Annotated in this window: 17 protein-coding genes and 2 pseudogenes; 3 read left to right on the forward strand and 16 right to left on the reverse strand. The window is 65.7% G+C overall.

Annotated elements, in window-relative coordinates:
- Positions 1–121: 121 nt before the first annotated feature.
- Positions 122–1,705, forward strand: coding sequence for a PAS domain-containing methyl-accepting chemotaxis protein (locus AAFN46_RS19585; RefSeq protein WP_347810376.1), 1,584 nt, complete (start codon positions 122–124; stop codon positions 1,703–1,705).
- 107 nt (positions 1,706–1,812) lie between these two features.
- On the opposite strand, the gene AAFN46_RS19590 is transcribed toward AAFN46_RS19585, so the two are convergent.
- The 4 genes from AAFN46_RS19590 to gorA all read right to left on the reverse strand — a co-directional run bounded on the left by AAFN46_RS19590 (position 1,813) and on the right by gorA (position 5,212).
- A complete protein-coding gene (locus tag AAFN46_RS19590; protein ID WP_347810377.1) occupies positions 1,813–2,466 on the reverse strand; it encodes a paraquat-inducible protein A in 654 nt (217 codons plus the stop codon).
- Positions 2,453–3,106: a paraquat-inducible protein A gene (locus AAFN46_RS19595; protein WP_347810392.1), complete on the reverse strand. Its 654-nt coding sequence runs from the start codon at positions 3,104–3,106 to the stop codon at positions 2,453–2,455. Before AAFN46_RS19595 ends, AAFN46_RS19590 begins: the two co-directional genes overlap by 14 nt.
- A 64-nt stretch (positions 3,107–3,170) precedes the next feature.
- On the reverse strand, positions 3,171–3,794 hold the full coding sequence (locus tag AAFN46_RS19600) for a trimeric intracellular cation channel family protein (RefSeq protein ID WP_347810378.1): 624 nt from the start codon (positions 3,792–3,794) through the stop codon (positions 3,171–3,173).
- 59 nt (positions 3,795–3,853) lie between these two features.
- Positions 3,854–5,212: a glutathione-disulfide reductase gene (gorA, locus tag AAFN46_RS19605; RefSeq protein WP_347810379.1), complete on the reverse strand. Its 1,359-nt coding sequence runs from the start codon at positions 5,210–5,212 to the stop codon at positions 3,854–3,856.
- 80 nt (positions 5,213–5,292) lie between these two features.
- On the opposite strand from gorA, the gene AAFN46_RS19610 reads away from it, so the two are divergent.
- Positions 5,293–5,715, forward strand: coding sequence for a VOC family protein (locus AAFN46_RS19610; RefSeq protein WP_347810380.1), 423 nt, complete (start codon positions 5,293–5,295; stop codon positions 5,713–5,715).
- Positions 5,716–5,761: 46 nt separating this feature from the next.
- Here the strand turns inward: AAFN46_RS19610 and galU are convergent, their stop codons facing one another.
- The 10 genes from galU to ppsA all read right to left on the reverse strand — a co-directional run bounded on the left by galU (position 5,762) and on the right by ppsA (position 15,477).
- The gene (gene galU, locus AAFN46_RS19615; RefSeq protein ID WP_347810381.1) at positions 5,762–6,601 is read right to left on the reverse strand and encodes a UTP--glucose-1-phosphate uridylyltransferase GalU; all 840 of its coding nucleotides are present in this window, start codon (positions 6,599–6,601) and stop codon (positions 5,762–5,764) included.
- 104 nt (positions 6,602–6,705) lie between these two features.
- Positions 6,706–8,067, reverse strand: coding sequence for a UDP-glucose/GDP-mannose dehydrogenase family protein (locus AAFN46_RS19620; RefSeq protein WP_347810382.1), 1,362 nt, complete (start codon positions 8,065–8,067; stop codon positions 6,706–6,708).
- A 132-nt stretch (positions 8,068–8,199) separates the two neighbouring features.
- Positions 8,200–9,189, reverse strand: a complete 990-nt coding sequence (locus AAFN46_RS19625) for an OmpA family protein (RefSeq protein WP_347810383.1) — start codon at positions 9,187–9,189, stop codon at positions 8,200–8,202.
- Positions 9,190–9,305: 116 nt separating this feature from the next.
- Positions 9,306–9,896 (reverse strand): RNA polymerase sigma factor SigX, encoded by a 591-nt coding sequence (gene sigX, locus AAFN46_RS19630; RefSeq protein ID WP_347810384.1) that lies wholly within the window; start codon positions 9,894–9,896, stop codon positions 9,306–9,308.
- A gap of 85 nt (positions 9,897–9,981) precedes the next feature.
- A complete protein-coding gene (locus AAFN46_RS19635; protein WP_347810385.1) occupies positions 9,982–10,806 on the reverse strand; it encodes a mechanosensitive ion channel domain-containing protein in 825 nt (274 codons plus the stop codon).
- A 2-nt stretch (positions 10,807–10,808) separates the two neighbouring features.
- Positions 10,809–11,045 carry a CrfX protein gene (locus tag AAFN46_RS19640; RefSeq protein WP_347810386.1) on the reverse strand — a complete coding sequence of 79 codons (237 nt, stop codon included), beginning with the start codon at positions 11,043–11,045 and terminating at the stop codon, positions 10,809–10,811.
- Positions 11,046–11,155: 110 nt separating this feature from the next.
- Entirely contained in the window at positions 11,156–11,644 is a 489-nt protein-coding gene (gene rraA, locus AAFN46_RS19645) for a ribonuclease E activity regulator RraA (RefSeq protein ID WP_347810387.1), read from the reverse strand.
- Between the two features lie 24 nt (positions 11,645–11,668).
- Entirely contained in the window at positions 11,669–11,968 is a 300-nt protein-coding gene (locus AAFN46_RS19650; RefSeq protein WP_347810388.1) for a Rieske (2Fe-2S) protein, read from the reverse strand.
- A gap of 64 nt (positions 11,969–12,032) precedes the next feature.
- A complete protein-coding gene (locus AAFN46_RS19655; protein WP_347810389.1) occupies positions 12,033–13,001 on the reverse strand; it encodes an alpha/beta fold hydrolase in 969 nt (322 codons plus the stop codon).
- A gap of 103 nt (positions 13,002–13,104) precedes the next feature.
- Positions 13,105–15,477, reverse strand: coding sequence for a phosphoenolpyruvate synthase (ppsA, locus tag AAFN46_RS19660; RefSeq protein ID WP_347810390.1), 2,373 nt, complete (start codon positions 15,475–15,477; stop codon positions 13,105–13,107).
- 153 nt (positions 15,478–15,630) lie between these two features.
- Here ppsA and AAFN46_RS19665 point away from each other — a divergent pair, with 153 nt between their 5' ends.
- Positions 15,631–16,449: a pyruvate, water dikinase regulatory protein gene (locus tag AAFN46_RS19665; protein ID WP_347810391.1), complete on the forward strand. Its 819-nt coding sequence runs from the start codon at positions 15,631–15,633 to the stop codon at positions 16,447–16,449.
- 50 nt (positions 16,450–16,499) lie between these two features.
- Here AAFN46_RS19665 and AAFN46_RS19670 read toward each other — a convergent pair.
- Positions 16,500–16,736: pseudogene (locus AAFN46_RS19670) on the reverse strand (IS4 family transposase); the annotation flags it as partial.
- Positions 16,732–17,139: pseudogene (locus tag AAFN46_RS19675) on the reverse strand (integrase core domain-containing protein); the annotation flags it as partial. The pseudogenes AAFN46_RS19675 and AAFN46_RS19670, both read right to left, overlap by 5 nt.
- Positions 17,140–17,258 lie beyond the last annotated feature (119 nt).

The raw sequence follows: 17,258 nt of genomic DNA on the forward strand, positions 1-17,258 counted from the left end.
CGCGCGCCGAGAAAGGCCTGTTGCGCGCGGCGAATCCGGATAGACTGGCCGGCATCTCCGCGGCTCAACTTTTCCCGCTCCGGGCCGATTAAGCAGCAAAGCAGAAACGGACTTGCGTCTAATGAAGAACAACCAGCCGGTCACCCAACGCGAACGCACCTTCCCAGCCCAGCAGCGGCTGATCTCCACCACCGATCTGAAGGGGCAGATCACCTACTGCAACGACGCCTTCGTCGAGGTCAGCGGTTTCAGCCGCGAAGAACTGACGGGCTCGGCGCACAACATAGTGCGCCACCCGGACGTGCCGCCGGCCGTGTTCGCCCACCTGTGGACGACGCTGAAGAAGGGCCGGCCGTGGATGGGCGTGGTGAAGAATCGCTGCAAGAACGGCGACCACTACTGGGTCAACGCCTATGTCACGCCGATGCTCGACAAGGGCCAGGTGGTCGGCTACGAGTCGGTGCGGGTCAAGCCGAGCGCCGAGCAGGTGCGCCGCGCCGAGCAGGTGCGCCGCGCCGAGGCGCTGTACGCGCGGATCAATGCCGGACGCTCGGCGGTTCCGAGCAGCGACCGCTGGCTGCCGATGCTGCAGGCCTGGCTGCCGTTCATCCTGATCAGCCAGATTGGCTTCCTCATCGGCCACTGGTTGGGCTCGACCTGGGGCTTCCTGCTCGCCGCCCTGCTCTCCGTGCCGCTGGGCCTGGCCGGCATCGCCTGGCAGACCCGCGGGGTCAAGCGCCTGCTGCGCCTGGCCGAGCAGACCACCTCCGACCCGCTGATCGCGCAGATGTACACCGACAGCCGCGGCGCCGAGGCGCGCCTGGAAATGGCCATGCTCAGCCAGGAGGCGCGCCTGAAGACCTGCCTGACCCGCCTGCAGGACAGCGCCGAGCGCCTGACCAGCCAGGCCCGCCAGGCCGACAAGCTGTCGCACAACAGCTCCGCCGGCCTGGAGCGCCAGCGCGTGGAGACCGAGCAGGTGGCCACCGCGATCAACGAGATGGCCGCCACCACCCTGGAAGTCGCCAGCAACGTGGCGCGCGCCGCCATCGCCACCCAGGAAGCCAACCGCCTGACCGGCGAGGGCCGCAAGGTCGCCTCGGAAACCCGCGAGGCCATCCAGCGCCTGTCGCAGTCGGTGGGCGACACCGGCGAGACCGTGTCGCGCCTGGCCCAGGACAGCAACGAGATCGGCGGCGTGGTCGACGTGATCAAGGGTATCGCCGACCAGACCAACCTGCTCGCCCTCAACGCCGCCATCGAGGCGGCGCGCGCCGGCGAGATGGGCCGCGGCTTCGCCGTGGTGGCCGACGAGGTGCGCTCGCTGGCCCAGCGCACCGCCGAGTCCACCGAGCAGATCCACGGCCTGATCGCCAAGCTGCAGCGCACCGCCGAGGAGGCGGTGATGACCATGGAAATCGGCCGCAAGCAGGCCGACGAGGGCGTCGAGCGCGTGCAGCAGGCCGACCAGGCGCTGGCCGGCATCAGCGACGCGGTGGCCAACATCACCGACATGGCCAACCAGATCGCCGCCGCCGCCGAGGAACAGAGCGCGGTGGCCGACGAGATCAACCAGAACATCACCACCATCGCCCAGCTGGCCGACCAGACCGCCGGCGAGGCGCAGAGCACCGCTCAGCTCAGCACCGAGCTGACCGCCACCGCCCAGGGCCAGTACGCCCTGGTGGAGCGCTTCAATCGTTGAAAGCTCTCATGAAAAGGCCGGCAGATGCCCAGAACGGGTTCATTAACACTGCACTCTAACCCATCCTATTTGGAGGACACCGCCACACAGCGCCTGAACGCTCGCTCTCAACGCTGCACAGCGGTTGCGCCGGGCTGCGGCTCGTCGACTTCCAGTTCCTGATCGGTGTTGTCCCAGATCAGGCGCGGATCGAAGGTCACTGCCGCGAGCATGGTCAGGATCACCACGCTGGCGAAGGCCGCTGCGCCAAGATCGGCGGTGATGGTCGCCAGATTGCCGAAGTTGACCAGGGCGACGAGGATGGCGATGACGAAGATGTCGAGCATCGACCAGCGGCCGATCCACTCGATGAAGCGGTACATGAGGATGCGCTGGCGCGCCGACATCGGCTGGTGGCGCTGCACCGAATAGAGCAACAGGGCGATGCCGACCAGCTTGAAGGTGGGCACCAGGATGCTGGCGACGAACACCACGGCGGCGATCGGCAGCATGTCGGCATGGATCAGTTCGACCACCCCGCCCATGATGGTCGAGGGCATGCCCTTGCCGAGGAAGCTGACCGTCATGATCGGCAGCAGGTTGGCCGGCACATAGAGAATGGCGGCGGTGATCAGCAGGGCCCAGGTGCGGGCGATGCTGTTGGGCCGCCGGGCATGCAGGCGGGCGCCGCAGCGGGCGCAGTGCTGCTCTTCACCCTCACGCAGGTATTCCAGCTTGTGGCATTCGTCGCAGACGACGATGCCGGCATCAAGCGCGCGCATGTTCGCCCTCCTCCCCTTCTTCCAGCGCATCCCACACCTGGTGCGGCGACATGGTCACTTCGAGCCAGACCTGGGCGAGCATCAGGCCGACGAAGCAGGCCAGGCCGACGCCCAGGTGCAGTTCGGCCATGTCGATCAGTTTGACGATGGAGACGATGATGCCGAACAGGTAGACCTCCAGCATCCCCCACTCGCGTAGGTGGTGATAGAGACGGTAGTAGCCGATCGCATAGGGACGCCAGGCCGGCCTGGGCAGACTGAGCAGAACGAACAGCTGGCACAGCAGCTTGAGCAGCGGGATCAGCATGCTGCAGAGGAACACCACCACGGCGACGCCCTGCATGTTCGAATGGTAGAGCCCCGCCACCGCGCTCCACACGGTGTCCACGCCGTTCTGCCCGAGCAGGTTGAGGCTGAGGATGGGCAGGAAGTTGGCCGGCACGAAGAGGATCAGCGCGGTAAGCACCAGGGCCATGGCCCGGCGCTGCATGTGCGCGCGGCGCACCACCAGCTCGTAGCCACAGCGCGGGCAGCAGGCCTTCTGCTCCTCGTGCAGGTGCGGATGGTGCATCAGCAGATCGCACTCGTGACAGGCGATCAACTGATCCAGGGGCGGCAGTCCGCCGCGCTCGTCCAGCATGGGTTCCACGGCTCGGTCCTCCACAACGCTGGCGCCTATTCTGGGCGAAAGCCGGCAGTTTTGCTCAGTCGCGATCCAGCAGGTGAAAGCGCGGCAGCGACAGACGCCAGTGAATGGCCGCAAGGCGGGTCAACAGCACGGCCAGCATGGCGATGCCGGTATCCAGCCAGTGCGGGGTGTCCAGCTCGCGCAGGCCGATGAACACCAGCGAGCCGAGGATGCAGGCGGTGGCGTAGATCTCCTTCTGGAAGATCAGCGGAATCTCGTTGCAGATCACGTCGCGCATCACCCCGCCGGCCACGCCGGTCATCACGCCCATGATTATCGCGGTGCTGTAGGGCACGTTGTGCTGCAGCGCCACTTCGGTGCCGATCACGGTGAACACGGCCAGGCCGAAGGCGTCGGCGATGAGCAGGCCGCGCTCGTGGATCGGCTGGGTCAGACGAACCCAGAGCACGGTGCCTACGGCGGCCAGCGAGGCGACCAGGATATAGGTGTCGTTGCGGATCCAGCTGACCGGATGGTTGTCGAGGATCAGGTCGCGCAGGGTGCCGCCGCCGAGGGCGGTGATGATGGCGATGACCAGCACGCCGAACAGGTCCATGGACTTGCGCCCGGCCATCAGGGCGCCGGTGATGGCGAAGACGGCGACGCCGAACAGATCGGAGAAGTAGAACAGCTGCTGCATGGGGAAAGTCGTGGCATGTGGCGGGTCGCGGAGTTTACCTCAGGCCCGCCACGCCGGCATCAGGCGCCCAGCGGCGTGCGCAGGGTGACGAACTCCTCGGCCGCCGTCGGATGGATGCCCAGGGTCTCGTCGAACACCCGCTTGGTGGCGCCCGCCTTGATCGCCACAGCCAGGCCCTGGACGATTTCGCCGGCCTCGGGGCCGACCATGTGGCAGCCCAGCACCCGGTCGGTTGCAGCATCGACCACCAGCTTCATCAGCGTGCGCTCCTGGCAGTCGGTGAGGGTCAGCTTCATCGCCCTGAAGCGGCTCTCGAAGACCCTGACCTCATACCCCTCGGCCCGCGCCTGCTCCTCGGTGAGGCCGACTGTGGCGATATTGGGCAGGCTGAACACGGCGGTGGGAATATTGCGATAGTCCACCGGGCGGTATTCCTCGGGGCGATACAGGCGGCGCGCCACGGCCATGCCCTCGGCCAGGGCCACCGGAGTCAGCTGCACGCGGCCGATCACGTCGCCGAGGGCGAGGATCGAGGGCTCGGCGGTCTGATACTGCTCGTCGACCCGGATAAAACCGCTGTCGTCCAGCTCGACGCCGGTGTTCTCCAGGCCGAGGTCGTCCAGCATGGGGCGCCGGCCGGTGGCGTAGAACACGCAGTCGGTTTCCAGGCGGCGGCCGTCGCACAGGGTCGCCAGCAGGCTGCCGTCGGCCTGGCGTTCGATGCGCTCGATGTCGCTGTTGAACTGCAGGTCGAGGCCCTTCTTCTCCAGTTCTTCCTTGAGGTGCCGGCGCACCGCACCGTCGAAGCCGCGCAGGAACAGCTCGCGGCGATAGAGCAGCGAGGTCTGTGCGCCGAGGCCGTGGAAGATCGAGGCGAACTCGACGGCGATATAGCCGCCGCCGACCACCAGCACGCGCCTGGGCAGCTGCGGCAGGAAGAAGGCCTCGTTGGAGCCGATGGCCAGCTCCTTGCCGGGGATGTCAGGAATGTGCGGCCAGCCGCCGGTGGCGATGAGGATGCGCTCGGCGCTGTACTGCCGGCCATTCACCTCGACCCGCTGCGGACCGAGGATGCGCGCATGGCCTTCCAGCAGCGTCACCCCGCTGTTCACCAGCAGGTTGCGATAGATGCCGTTGAGGCGCTGGATCTCGCGGTTCTTGTTGGCGATCAGGGTCGGCCAGTCGAAGGCTGGCTCGCCCGGGTTCCAGCCGAAGCCTGCGGCCTGCTCGAAGTCATCGGCGAAGTGGGCGCCGTAGACCAGCAGCTTCTTCGGCACGCAGCCGACGTTGACGCAGGTGCCGCCCAGGTAGCGGCTCTCGGCCACCGCCACGCGGGCGCCGAAGCCGGCGGCGAAACGGGCGGCGCGCACGCCGCCGGAGCCGGCGCCGATCACGAACAGGTCGAAGTCATAAGGCATGCTGTAGTTCTCCTTGCCAGCGCCCTAGGATAGCGGAGATGGCCTGCGTGTATGCTGAAAGCGATAGCGGAGGAACCCCCATGCGCCCCACCCTCACCCATGTCGCCCTGCACGTGCCCGATCTGGATGCCTGCATCGCCTTCTACCAGGAGTACTGCGCCATGCGCGTGATCCACCAGCGCGCCGGCAAGGGCTCGCGCATCGTGTGGATGGCCGAACCGGGCAAGGAGCATCAGTTCATCTTCGTCATCATGCCCGGCGGCAACGACCGCGCCCTGGCAGCCGACGACTACAGTCATTTCGGCTTCGCCCTGGACAGCCGCGAGGCGGTCGACGCCATCGCCGCGCGCGCCGCCGAGGGCGGTTGCCTGATCTGGCCGCCGCGCGACGAGCCCTACCCGGTCGGCTACTACTGCGGCCTGCGCGACCCGGCTGGTAACTATGTCGAGTTCAGTTACGGCCAACCGCTGGGGCCGGGCTCGGAAGCCATGGCCATTCCCTAGAACGACGAGGCCACCCGCAGGTGGCCTCGTTCGAACGCCGGGCCCGTCAGTAGGCCTTGCCGGTCTTGTACAGGTTCTCGTAGCAGAAGTTGGTCGCGTCGATGTAGCCCTCGGCGCCACCGCAGTCGAAGCGCTTGCCCTTGAACTTGTAGGCGATCACGCAGCCGTCCTGGGCCTGCTTCATCAGCGCATCGGTGATCTGGATCTCGCCACCCTTGCCCGGCTCGGTCTGCTCGATCAGCTCGAAAATGTCGGGGGTGAGGATGTAGCGGCCGATGATCGCCAGGTTGGACGGGGCGTCTTCGGGCTTGGGCTTCTCGACCATGGCATTCACCCGGAAGATGTCGTCGCGGATCATCTCGCCGGAGATCACGCCGTACTTGTAAGTCTCCTCCGGCGGCACTTCCTGGATGGCGACGATGGAGCAGCGGAACTGGTTGTACAGCTTGACCATCTGCTGCAGCACGCCGTCGCCTTCGAGGTTGAAACACAGGTCGTCGGCCAGCACCACGGCGAAGGGCTCGTCGCCGATCAGCGGGCGCCCGCTGAGGATGGCATGGCCCAGGCCCTTCATCTCGACCTGGCGGGTGTAGGAGAAGGTGCACTGGTCGATCAGGCGGCGGATGCAGGCCAGGTACTTCTCCTTGTCGGTGCCCAGGATCTGGTGCTCCAGCTCGTAGCTGATGTCGAAATGGTCTTCCAGGGCGCGCTTGCCGCGACCGGTGACCATGGCGATCTCGGTCAGGCCGGCCTCCAGGGCCTCCTCGACGCCGTACTGGATCAGCGGCTTGTTGACCACCGGCAGCATCTCCTTGGGCATGGCCTTGGTCGCGGGCAGGAAGCGGGTGCCGTAGCCGGCCGCCGGGAACAGACATTTCTTGATCATGAGCATCCTCTGGACTGCGGTGAATCGGACGGCGGGCAGTCTAACAGGCTGTCGCGAAACTATCTGCGGCGAACGCGAGGTGATTCGCCCCGCCCGGCCGCGGATCAGGCCACCTCGGCCTTGCTCCGCCCCGCCTGCGGCCGGCCGATGCCGCGGTAGAGAAAGCCCAGTTCGGCGATCTCCGCCGAGTCGTAGATGTTGCGCCCGTCGAACAGCACCGGCATGCGCATCAGCCCGCGAATCCGGGCGAAGTCCGGCTGACGGAACTGTTTCCACTCGGTGACCAGCACCAGTGCATCGGCGCCCTCCACCGCCGCGTAGGGCGACTCGCCCAGGCGCAGCTGGCCGCTCGCCACGGCCTCGGCGTAGCGCGTGGCCACGCCGGCACAGGCCACGGGGTCGCAGGCCTGCACGCGGGCACCGGCGGCCAGCAGGGCATCGAGCAGCACCAGGCTCGGCGCCTCACGCAGATCGTCGGTGCCGGGTTTGAAGGCCAGGCCCCAGAGCGCCACCACGCGGCCGCGCAGCAGGCCGTTGAAGTGCTCGCGCAGCGCCTGGATCAGCAGGGTCTTCTGCAGCGCGTTGCGCGCCTCCACCGCGCGCAGGATGGCCGGCTCGAAGCCCTCCAACTCGGCGCTGCGAATCAGCGCGCGCACGTCCTTGGGAAAGCAGGAGCCGCCATAGCCGCAGCCGGCGTAGATGAAGTGGGTACCGATGCGCCGGTCGCTGCCGATGCCGCGGCGCACGTCCTCGATGTCAACGCCCAGCCTGGCGCACAGCCCGGCCATCTCGTTCATGAAGGAAATCTTGGTGGCGAGAAAGGCATTGGCCGCGTACTTGGTGAACTCGGCGGCGCGCACGCCCATCTGCAGCACGCGGTCATGGTTGCGCAGGAAAGGCGCATAGAGGCGGCGCAGCTGTTCGGCGCTCTCGTCATCGTCGCAGCCCAGCACCACCCGGTCCGGGCGCATGAAGTCCTCGACCGCGCTGCCTTCCTTGAGAAACTCCGGGTTGCTCGCCACCCGTACGGCGAAGCCCAGGCCGCGCGCGGCCAGGCGCTCGCGGATCGACCAGGCCACGCGCTCGGCGGTGCCCACCGGCACGGTGGACTTGTCCACCACCAGGCAGGGCCGGGTCAGGGTACGGCCCAGTTGCTCGGCGACCGCCAGGACGTGACTGAGGTCCGCCGAGCCATCCTCTGCGGTCGGCGTGCCGACGGCGATGAAGACGATCTCGACCCGCTCGACACCCTCGGCCAGCTCGTCGGTGAAACTCAGCTGACCGCTGGCCAGGTGCTCGCGCAGCATGGGCTGCAGGCCGGGCTCGTAGATCGGCACCTCGCCGCGCCGCAGGCGCGCCAGGCGAAAGGGATCCCGCTCGACGCAAACCACCCGATTGCCCATTTCGGCGAAACAGCACGCCGTCACCAATCCCACATAGCCCGCACCGATTACGCACAGCCGCATCGTTCGCCCTCCCTAGTTCGGCACGATTGCAACGCGCCGGCGTGGCGGGATGATAACGATTCGGTGACGGTTAAATGACGGGCAAGAAAAAGCCCGGCCTGCTGGCCGGGCTTCTCGGTAAACCTAGGCCTGTTACTTGACCTGGGCTTCCACTTCGGCTTCCACGCGACGGTTCACGGCGCGGCCGGCTTCGGTGGCGTTGTCGGCGACCGGACGGGACTCGCCATAGCCGACCGAACCGACGCGCTCGGCGCCCACACCGTACTGGTTGACCAGCACGTCGCGCACGGCATTGGCGCGGCGCTCGGACAGCTTCTGGTTGTAGGCGTCGGTGCCGACGGAGTCGGTGTGGCCTTCGACGGTGGTGGAGGTCTGCGGATACTGGTTCATGAAATCGGCCAGGCTCTTGATGTCGCCGTAGCTCTCTTCCTTGACCTTGGACTTGTCGAAGTCGAACTTCACGTCCAGCTCCACACGCACGGTCTCGGCCGGCTCCGGAGTCGGCGGAACTTCCTCGACGACCGGGGCGGGCTCGGCCGCCGGGGTCGGAGCCGGGGCCGGCTTGGAGGCGCCGCCGAAGTTCATGCCCAGGCCAACGCCGGCCAGCCACTCGGTCTCGTTGGCGTCGATGTTGTAGGCGGCATCCAGGCTGGCCTTGGCGAAGAAGTTCTCGGTGAAGTAGTACTTCAGGCCGGTGCCCAGGTTGGCGAAGGTGCTGTGATCGCGGCCGGTACGGGCCGGGATGTTGCTGATGTTCTGGTGGGCGAAGCCGGCCGACACGAACGGACGCAGGCCGACACCCGGGGTGCCGAAGTGGTAGATGGCATCCAGGGCGGCGAGGTTGCCCTTGATGTCCTTGTGGCCGTCGGCGCCGAAGCTGTCTTCGGAGTTCATGTCGTGGTATTCGCCGTAGGACAGCGCCAGGGCCACGTCGTCGGTCAGGTAGTAGCCGACGGAGGCGCCGTAGAGGTTGCCGTTCTCGAGGTCACGCGAGCTGTCGGTGAAGTAACGCTTGCCGAAGGCGTCCATTTCGACAGCGCCTTGGCCCTGGGCCAGCACGTTCAGGGAAGTAGCCGCTACCAGCGAACCTATGACCAGGCCCAAGGTGTTTTTCAATTTCATCCGTAAATCCCCATCAATATGACGATTAAATAGCCGCCCTGCAGACGGCAGGTAACAGCTAGCCGGGCATTGTAACAAAAATACCCAGGCGCGAGCATAGGATTGTTTCGATTTAATTAAGTTTCCGCGGTGTCGGCGAACTTTTCGCGAAGGCGATCGAGGGCGCGCTTATAGCGCATCTTGGTGGCACTCAGGCCCATATGCATGATGTCGGCGATTTCCTGGAACTCCAGTTCGGCGACGAAGCGCAGCACCAGGATCTCCCGGTCGATCGGATTGACATGCACCAGCCAGCGGTCCAGTCCGCCCTTCTCCTCCAGCTTGGGCGCCTTCTCGTCGGAGGCCTCCTCCAGCGGGTCGAGACTCAGGGCGTCCATCAGACGGCGCTTGCGCCGCTCTTTACGATACTGAGTAATGCACTCGTTATAAGTGATGCTGTATAGCCAAGTCTTGAACTTGGACTTGCCTTCGAAGTTCTTCAGGCCATACAGCACTTTCAGCATGACTTCCTGACAAACATCGTCGGCATCGCGCTCATTACCCAGGTAACGCGCGCATACATTGAACAGTGTGCGTTGGTAACGCCGCATCAGTTCCTCGTATGCCCGGGTGACGTGGAACAACTCGACATGCGCACGCTGCACCAGCTCCTCGTCCGAGAGCTCGCGTGGGTCGTACCGCGTGGGAAGCGCTTGGGCCTTGTTCAAAACGACTCGTGCCGGTCAGGTCAGATGACAGCGCAGGCCCGCACCGCGGGCGCGCTGGCCGCATACATTAGCAGGGATTGGCGACTCAGCGACTGCTGACGCGCTGTTCGAGCAGGGTGCGGTTGGCCACCGACACCAGCTCGCCGTCCTCGGTCAGGAGCACGGTCTTCACGGTGCCAATCTCTTCGATCTGCCCTTCGACCTCGCCGACCTTCACTTGTTGCCCGACTTCGTAGAGCTCGCGCACATAGATGCCGGCGAGGATCTGCCCGGCGATTTCCCGGCTGCCCAGGCCGAGGGCCAACGCCATGGCCAGGCCGACGGAGATCAGCACGATGGCGATGACGTTGTTGAGCAGGTCGGTCTTGACCTCCAACTGGCCGATCGCCACCGAGATGCTGATGATGATCACCAGGCCCTGGGCGATGCGCCCGAGCCCGGCGGAATAGTCCAGGCCCACGCCATCGGCGGCGCCACGCACGATGCCGCTGACCAGCTGCGCCAGGAGCACGCCGGCCAGCATCACCACGGCCGCGCCGAGCACCTTGGGCAGGTACAGGGCCAGCACGTCGAGGGTCGCCGAGACGCGATCCAGGCCCAGCGACTCGGCGGCCGAGACCAGGAAGATCAGCAGGACGAACCAATAGACGATCTTGCCGATCAGGATCGATACGGGCACCTGGATGCCGACGCGCGACAGCATCTTGTTCAGCCCGGTACCGGCCATCAGACGGTCCAGGCCGACCTTGGCCAGCAGCTTGGACAGCAGGGTATCGAGCAGCTTGGCCACCACGAAACCGAGCAGCACCACCACCAACGCGCCGAAGAAGCGCGGAATGAAGCCGGCGATGGGCCCCCACACCGAGCTCATGGCGTTAACGAGACTTTGAGTCCAGGGATCGAATTCCATATTCAGTCAGCCTTGTCTGCGCAGCGGGTGCGACGGGAAACGGGAGCCAGGTGCGCCGAGCCATTGTTGAGCGCGATCATGACGGCTTCGAGGCTGCGGCCGAGCAGGCAGAACAGATCGCCGGCGCCGACCTGGCGGTTGGCGGTCTTGAGCACGCGACCGAGCGCGGCATCGTCGTCGTGCTCGCTCGACGATGACTTGAGCAGGTCGCGCAGGGACTCTTCGAATGGATCGTACATGCCTACCTCGCACGGATTTGTTGCCTAGACGTGCCGAGCTAGAGCCGAGTCACATCGCGCCCGCCGCCCTCGCGGCGATTCCGGCCCGCCGCGGCGGGCCGGGCCGAACCTTATTCCGGCATCTTCAGCGGTTCGGGCGAGACGATGATGCCGTTGTTGTCGGCATACACGAAGTGGCCGGGCTTGAAAGTCACCCCACCGAAGGTCACTGCCACGTTGAGGTCGCCGATATTGCGCTTGTCGGTCTTCATCGGGTGGCTGCCCAGGGCCTGCACGCCCAGCTCGGTCTGCGCCAGCACGTCGACGTCGCGCACGCAGCCGTAGATCACCATGCCTTCCCAGCCGTTCTTGGCCGCCTTCTCGGCGATCATGTCGCCTAGCAGTGCGCGGCGCATGGAGCCGCCGCCGTCGACCACCAGCACCTTGCCCTGGCCGGGCTGGTCGGCCTGGGCCTTGACCAGCGAGTTGTCCTCGTGGCACTTGACGGTGACGATCTCGCCGCCGAAGGAGTCGCGGCCGCCGAAGTTGGCGAACATCGGCTCGACCACCTGCACCAGCTCCGGGTAGGCGTCGCACAGATCGGGGGTGACGTATTGCATGGGACTCTCCTTGACAGTGGAAACTCAGATATCGATGCCGATGCGGTCGCCATCATAGGCCAGCCGCAGCAGGCTCAACGACGCGCACTGGCCGTTCAGCGGCCGTCCGCTGCGCAGGTCGAACTCGATGCCGTGGCGCGCGCAGCGCAGCGTCTGGCCGCTCAGCGTGGCGTCGTGCAACGGCGCGCCGCGATGCGGGCAGCGGTTCTCCAGCAGCACGGGCTGCTCTTCGACCACCAGCAACAGCAGATCATGCCCGGCGACCTTGAAGGTTCGACGATAGCCGTCCTGCAGGTTGATCAGGCGCTCCAGTGCGACAAACATGGCTGGCAAGACCGGGCAGGCGAATTTCGCCGCATCTTAGCCGCATGTCGACGCCCATGTAAGCTCAATCCTGCAGCTTTTCCGCAGGTAGACTCAGCTCGCGCAGCCAGTGCTCGACCAGCGGCCAGACTTCGGCCTGCGCCTCCTTGCTGACCAGCATCTCGACATGGCCGAAATCGCTGGAATAGCCGCCCTCCTTGCCCAGCAGCAGGAACTGGCGCGGCGCGCCGATGAACTGCTCATAGAGCTTGCGACAGGCCCAAGCCGGGTCCTGCATGTCGCCGGCGGCACTGACCGCCAGCAACGGCACTCGGACATCGGCCAGGCCGGCCCACCAGTCGCGCTCGCGGTCGCCGAAACGACCGAACAGGCCATGCCAGCGCAGGCTTTCCAGGGCCAGGCCGATCGGCTCGTCCTCCGGGCCGCGCTTGAAACGGCTGCCGGAAATATGCTGGAAGCCCTTGAGCAACAGGCGGCTGCCCCACTCCACCGGCGGCACCTTGAGCGGCCAGTAGATGCGACTGATCTGGGTGCCGAAGATGGCCGCCGAGGCGGCGTGCTCGCCATCCAGGTAGGCGCCGCCGAGGGCGGCGACCAGGGTGGTACCGCCCAGCGAGTGGCCTATCCAGTGCGGCGCCTGGCCGCTCTGCTCGCGAACGAAGGCGGCGATGGCCGGCAGGTCGTAGCGGGCGTAGTCCGCCACCCTGTTGCGCTTGTACGCCCGGTTGCGCGGCGACAGGCCGTGGCCGCGCATCTCGGCGATCCACACGTCGAAGCCGGCGCGCGCGAGGAAGGGGCCGAGGCCGATGCCGCGTGGCGAGTACCAGAAGCGCCGGTTGGAGAAGCTGCCGTGTAGCAGGATCACCGGCACGCCGCCGTGGGCCTGGCCGGCCAGACCCAGGCGGGTGACGGCCAGCTCGACGGAGGAGTCCGGGCTGTTGCCGGGCTTGAGGCGGTACACGTCCTCGCTCAGGTCGCCGCGCAACTCGGCACTGACCAGGGCGACGGGAAACAATTCACTACTGCTCTGCATGCTGCTTCTTGCACAAGAATGTTGCCGGGCTCGGCGCCGGCCAGGGATGACGAGGCACAAAAAAGGGCGGGATCGCTCCCGCCCTTCGCCGGTAGGGAGCGGATCAGCCCTGCTGGCCCTCGGCCAGGAAGAACCAGGTATCCAGCACCGAATCCGGGTTCAGCGACACGCTCTCGATGCCCTGCTCCATCAGCCACTTGGCCAGGTCCGGGTGGTCCGAGGGGCCCTGGCCGCAGATGCCGATGTACTTGCCGGCGTTGCGGCAGGCGGCGATGGCGTTGGCCAGCAGCTTCTTCACCGCCGGGTTACGCTCGTCGAACAGGTGGGCGACGATGCCGGAGTCGCGGTCCAGGCCCAGGGTCAGCTGGGTCAGGTCGTTGGAGCCGATGGAGAAGCCGTCGAAGTGTTCGAGGAACTCCTCGGCCAGCAGCGCGTTGGACGGCAGCTCGCACATCATGATGACCTTCAGGCCGTTCTGGCCGCGGGCCAGGCCGTTGCTGGCGAGCAGCTCGACCACCTGGGCGGCCTCGCCGAGGGTACGCACGAAGGGCACCATGATCTCGACGTTGGTCAGGCCCATCTCGCCGCGCACCTTCTTCAGCGCGCGGCACTCCAGCTCGAAGCAGTCGCGGAAGCTCTCGCTGATGTAGCGCGAGGCGCCACGGAAGCCGAGCATCGGGTTCTCTTCCTCAGGCTCGTAGAGCTTGCCGCCGATCAGGTTGGCGTATTCGTTGGACTTGAAGTCCGACAGGCGCACGATGACCTTCTTCGGCCAGAAGGCCGCGGCCAGGGTGCTGATGCCCTCGACCAGCTTCTCGACGTAGAAGCCGACCGGATCGTCGTAACCGGCGATGCGCTTCTCGACGCTGTCCTTGATCTCAGCCGGCAGGCTGGCGAAGTTGAGCAGCGCCTTGGGGTGCACGCCGATCATGCGGTTGATGATGAATTCCAGACGGGCCAGGCCCACGCCCTCGTTGGGCAGTTGGGCGAAGTCGAAGGCGCGGTCCGGGTTGCCGACGTTCATCATGATCTTGAACGGCAGCTCGGGCATGGCGTCGACCGAGTTCTTACGGATGTCGAAGCCCAGCTCGCCCTCGAAGATGAAGCCGGTGTCGCCCTCGGCGCAGGACACGGTGACGCCCTGGCCGTCCTTGAGCACCGAAGTGGCGTTGCCGCAGCCGACCACCGCCGGAATGCCCAGCTCGCGGGCGATGATCGCCGCGTGGCAGGTGCGCCCGCCGCGATTGGTGACGATGGCGCTGGCGCGCTTCATCACCGGCTCCCAGTCCGGGTCGGTCATGTCGGAGACCAGCACGTCGCCCGGCTGCACCTTGTCCATCTCGGACACGTCGTGGATCACCCGCACCCGGCCTGCGCCGATGCGCTGGCCGATGGCGCGGCCCTCGACCAGCACGGTGCCCTTCTCTTTCAGCAGGTAGCGCTCCATCACGGTGGCGCTGGCGCGGCTCTTCACGGTCTCCGGACGGGCCTGGACGATGTACAGCTTGCCGTCGTCGCCATCCTTGGCCCACTCGATGTCCATCGGCCGGCCGTAGTGCTGCTCGATGATCAGCGCCTGCTTGGCCAGCTCGCTGACCTCGGCGTCGCTGATGCAGAAGCGCGCGCGTTCGGCGCGGTCGACTTCGACGGTCTTGACCGAGCGACCGGCCTTGGCCTCGTCGCCATAGACCATCTTGATCGCCTTGCTGCCCAGGTTGCGGCGCAGGATGGCCGGGCGGCCGGCCTGCAGGGTCTGCTTGTGCACGTAGAACTCGTCGGGGTTCACCGCACCCTGCACCACGGTCTCGCCGAGGCCGTAGGCGCCGGTGATGAAGACCACGTCGCGAAAGCCCGACTCGGTGTCGAGGGTGAACATCACCCCGGCGGTGCCGGTTTCCGAACGCACCATGCGCTGCACGCCGGCGGACAGGGCGACCAGTTTGTGGTCGAAGCCCTGGTGCACGCGGTAGGCGATGGCGCGGTCGTTGAACAGGGAGGCGAACACCTCCTTGGCGGCGCGGATCACGTTGTCCACGCCACGAATATTGAGGAAGGTCTCCTGCTGGCCGGCGAAGGAGGCGTCCGGCAGGTCCTCGGCGGTGGCGGAGGAGCGCACGGCCACGGCCATGTTGTCGTTGCCCGCGCTCATCGCGGCGAAGGCCTTGCGGATGTCGGCGTCCAGCTGGGCCGGGAACTCGGCGTCCATCACCCACTGGCGGATCTGCGCGCCGGTCTTGGCCAGGGCGTTGACGTCGTCGACGTCGAGGGCATCGAGGGCGGCGTGGATACGGTCGTTCAGGCCGCTCTGTTCGAGGAAGTCACGGTAGGCCTGGGCGGTAGTGGCGAAACCGCCGGGCACCGAGACGCCGGCGCCGGCCAGGTTGCTGATCATCTCGCCCAGGGATGCATTCTTGCCCCCTACACGCTCCACATCGTGGACGCCGAGCTTATCGAGGGAAACGACGTACTCTACCAAGGTGAACTCTCCACAGTACGTGGCAGAGCCGCCGCGGCACGCCGCAGCCTGGCTTTGCCTCAAGAAAATAAGTCACAATGCCGACCGGCACCGGCCCGACAAAGGGCGCCTATGATAGCCAAGAATCGTTCCCGACTTAAGGCCTCGGCATCAATGAAACGAACCGCATTCTTCATTTCCGACGGCACTGGCATCACCGCGGAAACCCTGGGGCAGAGCCTGCTGGCACAATTCGAGGCCATCAGCTTCACCAAACTCACCCGCCCCTATATCGACAGCGTCGACAAGGCGCGGGCCATGGTACAGCAAATCAACCTGGCCGCAGAGAAGGACGGCGCCCGGCCGATCATCTTCGATACCGTGGTCAACCAGGATATCCGCGACGTCCTGGCCCACTCCAACGGCTTCATGATCGACATCTTCTCCACCTTCCTCGCCCCGCTGGAAGCCGAGCTGAGCGAGCACTCCTCCTACTCCGTCGGCAAGTCGCACTCCATCGCCAGCAACAGCAACTACATGGAGCGCATCGAGGCGGTCAACTTCGCCCTGGACAACGACGACGGCGCCCGCACTCACTACTACGACAAGGCCGACCTGATCCTGATCGGCGTGTCGCGCTGCGGCAAGACGCCCACCTGCCTGTACATGGCCATGCAGTTCGGCATCCGTGCCGCCAACTACCCGTTGACCGAGGAAGACATGGAGCGCCTGCAGCTGCCGGCGGCACTCAGGCCCTACAAGCACAAGCTGTTCGGCCTGACCATCGACCCCGACCGGCTCACCGCCATCCGCCACGAGCGCAAGCCCAACAGCCGCTACGCCAGCTACGCCCAGTGCGAGTTCGAGGTGCGCGAGGTGGAGAACCTGTTCCGCCGCGAGAACATCCCCTTCATCAACTCCACGCATTTCTCGGTGGAGGAGATCTCGGCCAAGATCCTGGTGGAAAAAGGCGTCGAGCGCCGCCTCAAGTAAGCGCCGGCACCGGCAAGCTCGCAGAGGCCCGCGCATTGCGGTAATGCTGTTCACTTAAGTGGTGCAGCCTTCCGATCTATTGGGTAGCGGGTCTTTGAAACCTTCACCGTCCTTGGCCTTGCTGGCCTTGGACGGCAATCCAGAAACAACCCACTGATTTCCGCCCTCAACTCCGACAATCAGTGCCCAGTTGCAGAAGTCGGGTTGACCGCAGCCATCACGATCAATTGCACGGCGATATATTGGGGCACAGGCTTGAAGCGTATATCAGATGGAGAACGACTAAATATGTAAACCCAGTACGTTGTTCAGTGGAAGTGGCGCGCGGCTGATGGGTGGGTTGTAGCCGAGACTGGCATGTGGGCGGTGTCAGTTGTAATGGTGCAGCCATGGCAGCAGATGGGCTGCGCGTTGCTCGGAGCTGTCGTAGCTGCGGGCATAGACCCATTCGCGCAGGCTGGTCTGGATGAAGCGTTCGGCCTTGCCGTTCGTGCGTGGCGTATAGGGTTTGGTGCGCAGGTGGCGCAGCCCCAATCGTCTGACAAGACGGCGGAACTTGCGTGAACCATAGCAACTGCCGTTGTCAGTCATGATGCGGGTGAAGTGAATGCCCAGGCTGCGGTAGTAACGCAGCGCCTGAACTAAAGCCCGGCAAGCGCTGCGGCCACGCTCATCGGGATGCAAACTGCTAAGGAAGGTCTGAAGTAGAGCGGTTTTTCTGGCTGACTTCGGCCTTCGCCAATTTTGAAAGCGGCCAGTGGGTCAAAATCGACCAGATGGCTCGCTCATTTCGGTGTTTCTGGCCGCCG

It is taken from the genome of Pseudomonas sp. CAU 1711 (assembly GCF_039888625.1).
Lineage (GTDB): Bacteria > Pseudomonadota > Gammaproteobacteria > Pseudomonadales > Pseudomonadaceae > Aquipseudomonas.